Source organism: Sphingomonas sp. 1F27F7B, assembly GCF_005503355.1.
Lineage (GTDB): Bacteria > Pseudomonadota > Alphaproteobacteria > Sphingomonadales > Sphingomonadaceae > Sphingomonas.
In genome coordinates, this window is sequence record NZ_SCMK01000003.1 from 292083 (window position 1) to 304535 (window position 12453).

10 protein-coding genes are annotated in these 12453 nt (G+C 65.4%); 5 read left to right on the forward strand and 5 right to left on the reverse strand.

Annotation, left to right across the window (positions count from 1 at the left end; genetic code table 11):
* Positions 1-125: 125 nt before the first annotated feature.
* Positions 126-1382 (reverse strand): ATP-dependent Clp protease ATP-binding subunit ClpX, encoded by a 1257-nt coding sequence (clpX, locus tag FFS08_RS04590; RefSeq protein ID WP_137864312.1) that lies wholly within the window; start codon positions 1380-1382, stop codon positions 126-128.
* Between the two features lie 120 nt (positions 1383-1502).
* Entirely contained in the window at positions 1503-2159 is a 657-nt protein-coding gene (clpP, locus tag FFS08_RS04595) for an ATP-dependent Clp endopeptidase proteolytic subunit ClpP (RefSeq protein WP_171012466.1), read from the reverse strand.
* Between the two features lie 221 nt (positions 2160-2380).
* Here clpP and FFS08_RS04600 point away from each other — a divergent pair, with 221 nt between their 5' ends.
* From FFS08_RS04600 to FFS08_RS04610, 3 genes are all read left to right on the forward strand, one after another.
* Positions 2381-3418 carry an SDR family oxidoreductase gene (locus FFS08_RS04600; protein ID WP_137864313.1) on the forward strand — a complete coding sequence of 346 codons (1038 nt, stop codon included), beginning with the start codon at positions 2381-2383 and terminating at the stop codon, positions 3416-3418.
* An 81-nt stretch (positions 3419-3499) separates the two neighbouring features.
* The gene (locus FFS08_RS04605) at positions 3500-4204 is read left to right on the forward strand and encodes a response regulator transcription factor (protein ID WP_331483886.1); all 705 of its coding nucleotides are present in this window, start codon (positions 3500-3502) and stop codon (positions 4202-4204) included.
* Positions 4205-4207: 3 nt separating this feature from the next.
* Positions 4208-5545, forward strand: coding sequence for a sensor histidine kinase (locus FFS08_RS04610; RefSeq protein ID WP_137864314.1), 1338 nt, complete (start codon positions 4208-4210; stop codon positions 5543-5545).
* Between the two features lie 77 nt (positions 5546-5622).
* Here FFS08_RS04610 and FFS08_RS04615 read toward each other — a convergent pair whose 3' ends face one another.
* Together FFS08_RS04615 and FFS08_RS04620 are read right to left on the reverse strand one after the other, a co-directional pair.
* The gene (locus FFS08_RS04615) at positions 5623-8211 is read right to left on the reverse strand and encodes a TonB-dependent receptor (RefSeq protein WP_171012467.1); all 2589 of its coding nucleotides are present in this window, start codon (positions 8209-8211) and stop codon (positions 5623-5625) included.
* A 313-nt stretch (positions 8212-8524) separates the two neighbouring features.
* Positions 8525-9451 (reverse strand): glycosyltransferase family 2 protein, encoded by a 927-nt coding sequence (locus FFS08_RS04620; RefSeq protein WP_137864315.1) that lies wholly within the window; start codon positions 9449-9451, stop codon positions 8525-8527.
* A gap of 95 nt (positions 9452-9546) precedes the next feature.
* Here FFS08_RS04620 and FFS08_RS04625 point away from each other — a divergent pair, with 95 nt between their 5' ends.
* Positions 9547-10143: a DUF4328 domain-containing protein gene (locus tag FFS08_RS04625; protein ID WP_171012468.1), complete on the forward strand. Its 597-nt coding sequence runs from the start codon at positions 9547-9549 to the stop codon at positions 10141-10143.
* A 62-nt stretch (positions 10144-10205) separates the two neighbouring features.
* Here FFS08_RS04625 and tig read toward each other — a convergent pair whose 3' ends face one another.
* Positions 10206-11798 (reverse strand): trigger factor, encoded by a 1593-nt coding sequence (gene tig / locus FFS08_RS04630; protein WP_137864317.1) that lies wholly within the window; start codon positions 11796-11798, stop codon positions 10206-10208.
* 276 nt (positions 11799-12074) lie between these two features.
* Between tig and FFS08_RS04635 the strand changes: the two genes are divergently transcribed.
* Positions 12075-12311 (forward strand): hypothetical protein, encoded by a 237-nt coding sequence (locus tag FFS08_RS04635; protein ID WP_137864318.1) that lies wholly within the window; start codon positions 12075-12077, stop codon positions 12309-12311.
* The last annotated feature ends 142 nt before the right edge of the window (positions 12312-12453 follow it).

Genomic DNA, 12453 nt, shown 5'->3' on the forward strand with positions numbered 1-12453 from the left:
CGACGCGATGCCCGTTGCGACTCCGGATCCCCGCCCGCGCGCGGAAGCCAAGGCTCGCGGAAAGCAGAAGGCCCTCCCCGCATCCGGGAAGGGCCTTCCAGAAACTACCGGTCAAAGCCCGGGGCTCAGCCCGCCTTTTCCTTCTTGGCATAGACGCGCACCGGCTCCTTGGTGCCGCCGACCACGTCCTTGTCGACCACGACTTCGTCGACTCCGTCCATCGAGGGCAGGTCGAACATCGTGTCGAGCAATATGCCTTCCAGGATCGAGCGAAGGCCGCGCGCGCCGGTCTTGCGCTCGATCGCCTTCTTCGACACCGCAGTCAGCGCGTCATCGTTGAAGCCGAGCTTCACGCCCTCCATGTCGAACAGCTTCTGATATTGCTTCACGAGCGCGTTCTTCGGCTCGGTCAGGATCTTGATCAGCGCCTCGACATCGAGGTCCTCGAGCGTCGCGATCACCGGCAGGCGGCCGACGAACTCGGGGATCAGGCCGAACTTGAGCAGATCCTCCGGCTCGACCTGCTTCAGCATTTCGCCGGTGCGACGCTCGTCCGGTGCCGCGACATGCGCGCCGAAGCCGATCGACTTGCCCTGCAGACGGTCACCGATGATCTTTTCGAGGCCCGAAAAGGCGCCGCCGCAGATGAACAGGATGTTGGTCGTGTCCACCTGCAGGAATTCCTGCTGCGGGTGCTTGCGGCCGCCCTGCGGCGGGACCGAAGCCGTGGTGCCTTCCATCAGCTTGAGCAGCGCCTGCTGCACGCCTTCGCCCGAGACATCGCGGGTGATCGACGGGTTCTCGGCCTTGCGGCTGATCTTGTCGATCTCGTCGATATAGACGATGCCGCGCTGCGCCCGCTCGACATTGTAGTCGGAGGCCTGGAGCAGCTTGAGGATGATGTTCTCCACATCCTCGCCGACATAGCCGGCTTCGGTGAGCGTGGTGGCGTCCGCCATGGTGAACGGCACATCGAGGATGCGCGCCAGCGTCTGCGCCAGCAGCGTCTTGCCGCAGCCGGTGGGGCCGACGAGCAGGATGTTCGACTTGCTCAGCTCGACGTCCGCACCCTTCGCGCCGTGGTTGAGGCGCTTATAGTGGTTGTGCACCGCTACCGAGAGGACGCGCTTGGCGCGCTTCTGGCCGATCACATAATCGTCGAGGACGTCGCAGATCTCCTGCGGCGTCGGAACCCCGCCGTCCTTCTTGCTGACCAGCGCGGATTTGGTCTCTTCGCGGATGATGTCGTTGCAGAGCTCCACGCACTCGTCGCAGATGAACACGGTCGGGCCCGCGATGAGCTTGCGCACTTCGTGCTGCGACTTGCCGCAGAACGAACAATAGAGCGTGCTCTTCGAGTCACCGCCGCTGAGCTTCGTCATTCACTTCCATCCTTGGTGCGCCGCGCGCACGTTACGCCACCCGCCATCCTACACGCGGGCGATATTCCGGCAAACCGGAATCTGGCTTTTACACCAGACTCCTTAAACAGCTCCTGACGATCAGGCGGCCGCGGCGTCGCCCTCGGTCGGCACCGGCCGCTTCTCGTACACTTCGTCCACCAGGCCGAATTCCTTGGCCTCGTTCGCCTCGAGGAAGGTATCGCGGTCCATCGCACGCTCGATCTTCTCGAGCGACTGGCCGGTATACTTCACATAGAGGTCGTTCATCCGGGCGCGGATGCGCAGGATTTCCTTGGCCTGGATCTCGATGTCCGAGGCCATGCCCTGGGCGCCGCCCGAAGGCTGGTGGATCATGATCCGGGCATTGGTGAGCGCCACGCGCAGGCCCGGCTCGCCCGAAGCGAGCAGGAACGAGCCCATCGAGGCAGCCTGGCCGATGCAGACCGTGCCGACGCGCGGACGGATATACTGCATGGTGTCGTGGATCGCCATGCCGGCCGTCACCACCCCGCCCGGCGAGTTGATGTACATCCAGATGTCCTTCTTCGGATTCTCCGATTCGAGGAAGAGCAGCTGGGCGGTGATGAGCGAGGCCATATGGTCCTCGACCGGGCCGGTCACGAAGACGATTCGCTCGCGCAGCAGGCGCGAATAGATGTCGAAGCTGCGCTCGCCGCGGCTCGACTGCTCGATGACGATGGGAACGAGACCGCCGGTAACGGGGTCAATGGTCATCTGACCGGAAAGCGGATGCATGCGTGAAAATCTCGTTATGTCTGTTTGCCCGGCCCAACATCGGCGCTTGGCGAGCGGAGTTCAAGCCTTGGTTATGGTTAGTCGCGCCAGGCGCTTCCGAGACGAGGCGCCCCGGGCGGCCGAGCAGGCGGAAAACCCGCCCAAGGCCGCCGGAACGAGCGCCGCCCTCCCCTCGCAATCCCTGCCTTGAAGCCGCAACCGCGCCGCCCCATGATGGCAGCATGACGACGCATACCGTCCTGGTCACCGGCGGCTCCGGCTTCGTGGGCAGCCATGTTATCCTCCAGCTGCTGGCGGCGGGGCATGATGTCCGCACCACCGTCCGCAACCTCGCCCGCGAGCCGCAGGTCCGCGCGACGCTCGAAAAGGCAGGGGCCGATACGCGCCGCCTGACCTTCTTCGCCGCCGACCTCGAGAAGGACGAAGGCTGGGCGGAAGCCGTGGCCGGCTGCGACTATGTGCAGCACGTCGCCTCCCCCTTCCCGCAGAGCCAGCCCGCCGACGAGCAGGAACTGATCCGCCCGGCGGTGGACGGCACGCTCCGGGTGCTGCGGGCGGCGCGCGATGCGGGCGTGAAGCGCGTGGTGGTCACCTCCAGCTTCGCCGCGATCGGCTATGGCCATGGCCAGCGGCACAGCGACTATACCGAAGCCGACTGGACCGACGTGAACGGCCCGGCCGTCCAGCCCTATATGGAATCCAAGACGCTCGCCGAGCGCGCGGCCTGGGACTTCATCGCGGCCGAGGGCAACGGGCTCGAACTGGCGGTGGTCAATCCCGTCGGAATCTTCGGCCCGGCGCTCAACGACGACCTCTCCACTTCGATCTGGCTGGTGAAGTCGATGCTCGAGGGCAGGATGCCCGGCCTGCCCGACCTGTGGTTCGGCGTCGTCGACGTGCGCGACGTGGCCGGCTTGCAGATCGAAGCCATGACGCATGCCAGCGCGGCGGGAGAGCGCTTCCTGGCCGTTGCGGGCAAGGCGGTTTCGATTCCCGAAATGGCGGACATCCTGCGCGCGGATCTGGGCGATGCGGCCGGCAACATCACCCGCCGCCGCATCCCGAGCTGGCTGGTGCGGATCCTCGCCCTGTTCAACCCGATGGCGCGCGAAGCGGCGCCGCGGCTGGGCATCCGCGCCAATGCCAGCAACGTCAAGGCCCGCAAGCTGCTCGACTGGCAGCCGCGCGGCAATGCGGAGGCGATCCTCGCCGCCGCGCACAGCCTGATCGCGCTGGGCCTGGTGGAAAGCCGCCGCTGAACGCTTTCCGCCCGAAGCTTTCGGATCGACCTTTGTCCCCCTTCCCCGTACAGGGGCACGAACCCTGCCTGGATGCGAACCTTGGCCAGCCAATCGATGCCCGACGATCCCATACGCGTCCTCCTGGTCGAGGATGACGAGCCGCTGCGCCGCCTGCTGACGGACCAGCTGAACGCACGTGGCTATTCCGTGCAATCCGTTGCCGATGGGCGCGCGGCGATCGCGGCAGTCGGCGGCGATCCGTTCGACATCGTGATCCTCGACCGGATGCTCCCCTTCATCGACGGCGTCGATGTGCTGCGCTGGCTGCGCGAACAGGAAGTCATGACGCCGGTGATCCTGCTGACGGCGCTGGGCCGCCTTCCCGAGCGCGTCGAGGGGCTCGAGGCGGGCGCCGACGACTATGTCGTGAAGCCGTTCGAGACCGACGAGCTCCATGCCCGCATCCGCGCCCTGCTCCGCCGCCGCCAGGCCAGCGGCGCCGACAGCGCGACGATAACGGCGGGCGACGTCACGGTGAGCGTCGCACGACACCGGGTCACGCGTGCGGGCAAGCCGGTCGAGCTGCACAAGACCGAGATCAAGCTTCTCGCCGAGCTCGTCCGCGAGGCCGGCACGGTGCTCACGCGCCCACTGCTGCTCGAACGGGTCTGGGGCTATGATTTCGTCCCCACCACCAACATCGTCGATGCCTATATCCGGCGCCTGCGCCAGCGGCTCGAGCTGCCGGGCCTGCCCGATCCGATCGTGACCGTGCGCGGCGTCGGCTACATGTTCCGCGCCTGAGCCGTGGCGCCGCCACGCTCGCTCCGCGCGATCGGGTTCGCCTTCATCGCCGCCATCGCGCTCGCGACGGTGCTGACCTGCCTGGCAGTCTATCTGGCACTCGTCGGCGCGATCGACCGGCAGGTCGACAAACGACTGACGGGACAAGCCGCCGAGCTGCTCGCCGACGATCCGGACCAGCCGCTGCTCATGCATCGGATCGCCCTGGAAACGCGGCGGCGCGACAGCGGCGATATCGGCTTCCTCCTGAGCGATGCGAGAGGCAGGCGCCTGGCCGGCAACATCGCGCCCGCGCACGGCTTTCCGCCCGGCCCTTCGACGATCGACCGAAGCGCCGGAATCCACGGGCTCACCCGCGGGCGGGCGCTGATGCACGAATTGCCCGGCGGCCTGACGCTGGTGCTGGCAGCGGAGAGCGAGCCGATCGACAATCACGATTCGCATCGCATGCTGATCCTCTCGCTGGGCTTCGGCACGATCCTGCTGCTCGTGGTGCTGGGTACGCTGGTGCTCAGCCTCGCCATCCGGCGCAACATCGAAGCGGTACGCGGCGCGGCGGAAGCGATCGTCGACGGCGACCTGCGCGCCCGCGTGCCCATCGAACGGGCGGGCTCCGCCTTCGGCCGGCAGGCCGAGGCCTTCAATCACATGCTCGACCGGATCGAGGCATTGATGACCAGCCTCTCCCAGATCTCCAACGACGTCGCGCACGATCTGCGCACGCCGCTCGCCCGGCTCCACGGCCAGCTTGCGCGACTTTCCGCCGAGCCCGGCGCCGATGCGCTCCGCCCCCGGATCGAGGAAGCAATGGCGCAGAGCGAGGAGATATTGGCGATGTTCGCCGCGATCCTGCGCATCACCGAAGTCGAGGGCGGCGATCGCCGGGCGATGTTCCGCCGGCTCGACCTGACGGAGATCGCCGCCGGCGCCGCGGAGGCGATCGAAGTGCTGGCCGACGAGAAGGGGCAGACGCTGCGCCTCGGCCCCTGGGCTCCCGCACCAATCGACGGGGACGAGCGGCTGCTCACCCAGCTTGTCGTCAACCTGGTCGAAAACGCGGTCAACCACACCCCGCCGGGCTCGATCCTCGCGGTGTCGGTGACGCGGGAGGCCGATGCCGCCGTCCTCACCGTCGCCGATGACGGCCCCGGCATCGCCCCGGCCGAGCACGCGCTGGCTCTCCGCCGCTTCGGCAGGCTCGAGCATAGCCGGAACCGCCCCGGCCACGGGCTCGGCCTGCCGCTGGTGCAGGCGATCGCCGCGCTTCATCGCGGCGCGCTCGAGCTGGCGGACAACCGGCCCGGCCTGATCGCCCGCATCCGCCTGCCTCTCGCCGAATGAAGAACGGCCCGGGCGATAGCCGCCCAGGCCGTCGTTCCCGCGATCCGCTCCCCGGCCCGTAGGCCGGGGACCGGGGATCAGAACTTGACGCTGGCTTCCGCGCCGAAAGTGCGCGGCGGATTGAAATTGGCATAGTCGCCCAGGATGCCGCCATAGTTGGTCGACACCAGCGCGCCGTTCGCACCGTAATTGTACACCGGCGACGAGTTCGCGTTCGACCGGCGATAGATATAGGTGTTGTCGAGCAGGTTGCGGGCCCACAGTGACAGAGTCACCTGCGCGCTGTCGTTCATCCTGATGTCCGCGAGCGCGATGCGGCCGTTCATCACGAAGCTCGGGTCGGTCTTGGTCGACTCGAGCTGGAAGCTGTACTGGCTGCTCGCATAGTTGCCGTCGAGGTGCAGGCGCACATTGGCGCCGCCCGCGATGTTGACCGGCAGTACATAGTCGATCGCGCCCGACGCCGCGTTCTTCGGCGTGTAGACGATATAGAGCTGCTGCGGCAGGCCGCCGGTGATCGGGTTCACCGCCGAGGGGGCCTTCCAATAGGTATAGGCATAGGAAGCCGACAGCGTGAGCCCGGCCGTCGGCTTCACCGTCAGATCGGCTTCGATGCCGCGGATCTTGGTCTTGCCGGCATTCTGGGTCTGCTCGATATGGCTGCCGTTGGTCGGGCTGGTGGCCGAAGTGTCGTACAGGTCGAAGTCGAACTGCGTGTTGCTGCGGTCCATGATGTAGCCGGCCAGGTTCAGGCGGGCGTGATGGTCGAAGAAGTCCATCTTCGCGCCGATCTCGTACGACTTCACCGATTCCGGACCGAACGCGTTGAAGCTCTGCGAGCGGTCATTGGCGCCGCCGGCGCGGAAGCCGGTGGAGTATTTCGCGTAGAAGTGCATGTCCGGGGTCGCATCGAATGCGATGTTGAGCATCGGATCGAAGCGGCTGATGCTGTTCTCGAAAGTGAACGGCGCAGTGACGCCGGCGGCACCGGCCAGATCCGAGCGGTTGTTCACCACGTACAGCTGGCCATGCCGCTTGTCCTTGGTGAAGCGACCGCCGGCGGTGAAGTGCAGCCCGGTGCCTTCCGGCGAGAAGGTCAGGTTGCCGAACGCCGAATAGTTGTGATCCCAGGCCTCACTGGCGCGGGTGATGAACTGGCAGCTGTTCGCGAACTGCGGAACGGTCGTCCCCAGCGTGTTCGCGCACGAGGCGGCATAGGGCTGGTAGCCCGAATTCGCGCTGGTGACGGTGCCGGTGACGATCGGGCTGCGGATGGTATAGGCCGTGCCGTCCGCATTCCACAGGTTGCTGAGCGGAGTCGCCGCATATTCGGTCGCGTGCTCGGTGAAGTAATAGGCACCGACGACGAAATCGAACTGGTCGAAGCTGCCGACCGCCTGGAATTCCTGGCTGAACTGGTGCTGCTTCAGGAACGACAGGCTGTAACGGCTGAAGTTGGTGTTCGGCGCATAGGTGCTGCGCTCCGGACCGCCCGAATTGTCCCACTGGTCGGTGCTGACGCCGCGCCACGCGGTGATCGAGCGCAGTTCCAGGCCGGGGGCGACCTTGTACTTCAGGTTCGAAGCGAAGCCGTGCGTGATGTCGACGCTCGGCTGCTGCGGCACGCCGACATCGGCCACCGACTGGCGATCGGGGTGGACACCGACGAGCGGGGCACGCGGCGCGACGCAGGGCAGCCGGCCGGCAGCGGCCTGGGCCACGGTGATGTTCCCGCCGCAAGCCGTGGCGGTGCCCGGCAGGTACAGGGTCGTGCCGACCGTGCCACCGGCCGGCGTGTAGGTGCCGACGGTGTAGTTGTTCGGGTTGTAGTTGATCAGCTGGCTGAACTGCGGGGTATTCTCGTCCTTCCCATAGTCATACGAGAAGTCTGCGGTCAGGCCGTCGAACGGCGTCCAGCGCGCGGCGACGCGGCCGCCCTTGCGATCATAATAGTTCCAGCCGGTCGAGCCCGCGAGCGGATCCTTCACGGTCGGATCCTGGTGCTGGTACACGCCATCGAACTTCAGCGCGATGTTGGCGAAGGCCGGCAGGTCGAGATGGATGTCCGCGTTGCGGCTGCCATAATTGCCGACGCCGGCGGTCATCCGCGCGCCGAACTCGCCGGTGGGCGCCTTGGTGACCATCGAGAGCGCGCCGCCTTCGGTGTTGCGGCCGAACAGCGTGCCCTGCGGGCCCTTCAGCACTTCGATGCGCTCGATGTCGAACAGCGCGGCGTTGAGGCCCTGGGTCTTACCCAGCGCGACGCCGTCGATATAGACGCTGACGCCGCCGTCGCGAGCCGTCTGGTTCTGGTCATAGGGAACGATGCCGCGAATGCCGATGGTCAGCGCCGACTGGCGCGCTTCGAACGTGGCGACGCGCAGCGACGGCACCGTGCCGTCGGCGAGGTTGAACAGGCTCTGGACGTGGCGATCCTGCAGCGCCTCGGAATTCAGCACCGAAATCGAGATCGGCGTCTGCTGCAGGTTGGTCTCGCGGCGCTGCGCGGTGACGATGATCTCGCCCAGACCGCTCTGGTCATTGGTGTCGGCCTGTGCAGCGGTGGTCGCCGCCGTCTGGTCCTGCGCCAGCGCGGGCACCGCGGACAACGCGAACAAGGTCGCGCCCGCGAGCAGCGACAGACGGAAACGGGCAACATTCTGCATATGGGTAACCCCCGAACCTCAGGCTCATTCCTGATCCCGGCGCCCCTACGCATTGTTGTTGGCATTATTGTTACAATGACAGTATCACTATAGTAATGTCTGTTTCATTTTCGCTTCATCAGGTGATATTTCGAAGTCATATTCAAATGAATATCGCAAAAACCTGCTAATTCCGACTGCCCCCTTCCGAAACCAGATCGCCATTCCCCTGCTCAACTCTCAACCAGGTCATAGGCGAGAAGAACGGCACGCGAGAACAGCGCCGACGAAGCACCGCTCGTCGATTCCAGTCAGTCCTCGTATCGGGAATGGATTATTTGAGCGGACCGGGCTGGGCAAGATAGGCCAGCCGCCGCACCTCGCGCCGCCCGCGCACCACCGTGTCGAGGATCAGCCCGGTGAACAGGTTGAGGAACGAAAGGATCATCAATCCCGTCGCCAGGATCGCCGTGGGGAAACGCGGCACGAGCCCGGTCTCGAACCAGGTGACGGCAAGCGGGATGCTGAGCCCCACCGCCAGCGCGGCGAAGACAGTGGCGATCCAGCCGAAGAACAGCATCGGCCGCTCGATTCGGTAGAGCACGGCGATCGTCTTCAGGATACGCCAGCCGTCGCGATAGGTGCTGAGCTTGGACTCCGATCCCTCGGGCCGGGCGAAATAGCGCGTCTCTACCTCGCCGACAGGCATCTTCAGTTCCAGCGCATGCACGCTGATCTCGGTCTCGATCTCGAAGCCGGCGGAAAGCACCGGGAAGCTCTTCACGAAGCGGCGCGAGAAGACGCGGTAGCCCGAGAAGATATCGGTGAAGCTGCGGCCGAACAGCTTGGCGAGGATGCCGGTCATCATCCGGTTGCCGAGCACATGCCCGCGCCGATACGCCTCGGCCGCCTCGTGAACCCGGGTGCCGACGATCATGTCGAGCCCCTCCTCCGCCACCCGTGCCACCATGGCAGGGGCCGCGGCCGGGTCATAGGTCGCGTCGCCGTCCGCCATCACATAGATATCGGCCTCGACATCGGCGAACATCCGGCGGACGACATTGCCCTTGCCCTGCATCCGCTCGCTACGGACCACCGCCCCGGCCGCGCGGGCGACTTCGATCGTCCGGTCGCGGCTGTTATTGTCATAGACGTAGATCGTCGCGTCCGGCAGCACCTTGCGGAACCCCTCGATCGTCTGCGCAATCGCGGCTTCTTCATTGTAGCAGGGCAGGATTACGGCGACTTTGGGCATGGTCATGCGCCAGCCATAGGGCCGAAACGGTTACGGTTCGATATCAATTTCACTTGGCGGGGATTGGTGCCCCCAGCATGCCCCCCGGCGGGAGAGCGAGAATGAAAACGCGCGGGCTCTGGCCACTGACATTGGCAACCATCGCGATGGTGATGATCGATGCCGCCACCAACCCAATGCTGCTGATCGCCTATCACCTGTGGCCCGACCTCTATGAACTGCACGCCCTTGCCGAGCTGGCCTCCGTCGAGGTCAAGATGGACATGCTGATCTGGACACTCCTCACGATGTGCGTCTTCGCCTGGTGGATATTCCGCGCGGGCAAAAATCTGGTCGCGCTCGGGTACGTTTCACTGGCCTTCACCCCCGCCGTCCGGATCTGGTGGTTCCTCGTGCCGTTGGCCAATCTGGTGATACCCTATCACGGCATGCGCGAATTATGGAACGCCAGCCACGGCAAGGCGGATCTGGGCGAGACGCCGCCGCTCGTCGCGATCTGGTGGGGCCTGTGGCTCTTCAGCTTCTTCGACTTGATCATCCTGGGCGTGTTCGCAGGCCCGTTCGAGCTGATGACGATCATCTGGATCCAGTCGGTGACGGGCATCGCCCTCGCCTCCGCCGTCATCCCGATGCTGTGGGGGATCGCCCGCGCCCAGGCCGCGCAGCGTGGCCCGGCACTCACCGACATCTTCAGCTGACAAAGCAAAGGCCCCCGCTCCACAAGGAGCGAGGGCCTGAACCTGTCCCGAAGGAGAAAGCCTCAGTCGGCCTTCTTCTTCGCGGGCGCCTTTTTGGCGGGCTTGGCTTCGGCCTCGTCGCCCTCCGCCTTCTTGGCCGGAGCCTTTTTGGCGGCCGGCTTCTTGGCGGCCTCGGCCTCGGCTTCCACCGGCTCGGCGTCCGCCTTCTTCGCCTTGGCGGCGGGCTTCTTCTCGGCCTTGGCCTCGCCCTCGCCCGCATCGGCCTTCTTCGACTTGCGCGGCTTGTGGTTGTCGTGATCGTGCGTGTGCGTGCCGGTGTCGAAACCGTCATCGCTCTCAATCGCGGCTTCCAGCTCCTCGCGGGTCACTTCGCGATCCGAAATCTCGGCCTTGTCGAACAGGAAGTCGACCACCTTGTCCTCGAACAGCGGCGCGCGCAGCTGGGCGGCGGCCATCGGCTCGTTGCGGACATATTGGTAGAAGCGCTCGCGGTCGTTCGGCGAATATTGCGCCGCGGCCTGGGCGATGAGCTGGTTCATCTCGTTCGCGCTGACCTCGACGCCGTTGGCGGTGCCGATCTCGGAGAGGAGCAGGCCCAGACGCACGCGGCGCTCGGCGATCTTCACATAGTCGGCGCGCTCGGCCTCGAGCTCGGCCTTGGCCGCCTCGGGGTCGGCCTCATGCTCGGCCTCGTGCTGGAGCTGGTGCCAGATCTGCTCGAACTCGGCATCGACCATCGAGGGCGGAACCTCGAAGTCATGGCCCGCGGCCAGCTGATCGAGCAGCTTGCGCTTCATATAGGTGCGGGTCAGGCCGTTCAGCTGCTGCTCGAGCTGGCCCTTGAGCAAGCCAGTGAGCTGCTCAAGGCCCTGCAGGCCCAGCGTCTTGGCGAAATCGTCGTTGATCTCGGTCTCGCCGGCGGTTTTCACCGCGGTGATCTTGAGCGCGAACTGGGCGGGCTTGCCGGCCAGGTCAGGCACGCCATAATCGGCAGGAAAGGACACGTCGATCGTCTTCTCGTCGCCGGTCTTCACGCCGACGAGCTGGTCCTCGAAACCCGGAATCAGGCGGCCGGTGCCGATCTCGACCGACATGTCGGTGCCGGTGCCGCCATCGAATGCGACGCCGTCGACGGTGCCCGCGAAGTCCATGGTCACCTGGTCGCCTTCGGCCGCCTTGTGCTTGGCCGGCGCATCGGTCCAGGCCTTTTGCTGGCCGGCCAGCTGCTTGAGCTGGGCGTTCACTTCATCGTCGCTGACCGGAACGGTCAGGCGCTCGAGCTTCAGGCTGTCGATCGACGGAGTCGGAACGTCCGGGAGCACTTCGAGCTCGACCTTGATCTCGGCATCGCCGCCGGGCGCATATTCGCCTTCCAGGCTGACCGACGGCGACACGGCCGGGCGCAGCTTGTGGTCGGCGATCAGCTTCTGCACACCTTCCTGGATCGAGGTGTTGAGCGCGTCCTGCGCGATCGCCTCGCCGTGCATCTTGCGGATCAGGTTGGTCGGCACCTTGCCCGGGCGGAAGCCCGGCATGCGGACCTGCGGGGCGACCCGCTTGACCTCGGCATCGACCTTCTTGTCGATGTCCTTGGCAGTGATCTTGAGCGTGTAGGCGCGCTTCAGGCCCTCGTTCAACGTCTCGACAGTCTGCATTTTTCTCAGGCTTCCAAACTTCAAGAAAAGGAATTGGCAGGCGTCCGGTGACGCGGGCAAACGAGCGGCGATGCTGGTGCGGGCGAAGGGACTCGAACCCCCCACACCTTTCGATACCAGAACCTAAATCCAACATATAAGTGACAAATGTCACAAAAAACTATATGTTATCAATGAGTTCTGACCAGCCTCGCCTCCCACTACCCCGGACACATCTTGGGCACAGATGCGCCCGTCGCAATATAAGGCCCGGCCACATACTCAAGGGAGCCCCTCATGGCTAGCCATGAAATGTTCGACGGACGCTTGCAGGTCTACAAACGGGGCGAAGGCCGCCACTGGCAATGCGCCGCGCGCGTGGGCGGCAAACGGTTCCGCAGCACGACGAATGAGGAGCGGCTCGACCAAGCGAAGCAGGTAGCTGAGGAGTGGTATCTCGATCTGCGCGGCAAGCTACGCGCGGGGCAAATCGAGCCCGACGAGCGCACCTTCAAATCCGCAGCCACGGAGTAGACCCGCGAAATGCGGGTGCTCACGATCGGTGACGTGCGCCCCTGATTGTTACCACTCAGAGGTAGAGTCCGGCTCCTTCATGATGGTTGGTTGATGGGATGGCAACGTGCCTGGGGGCATGCCCCCAGGCACGTTGGCCGGC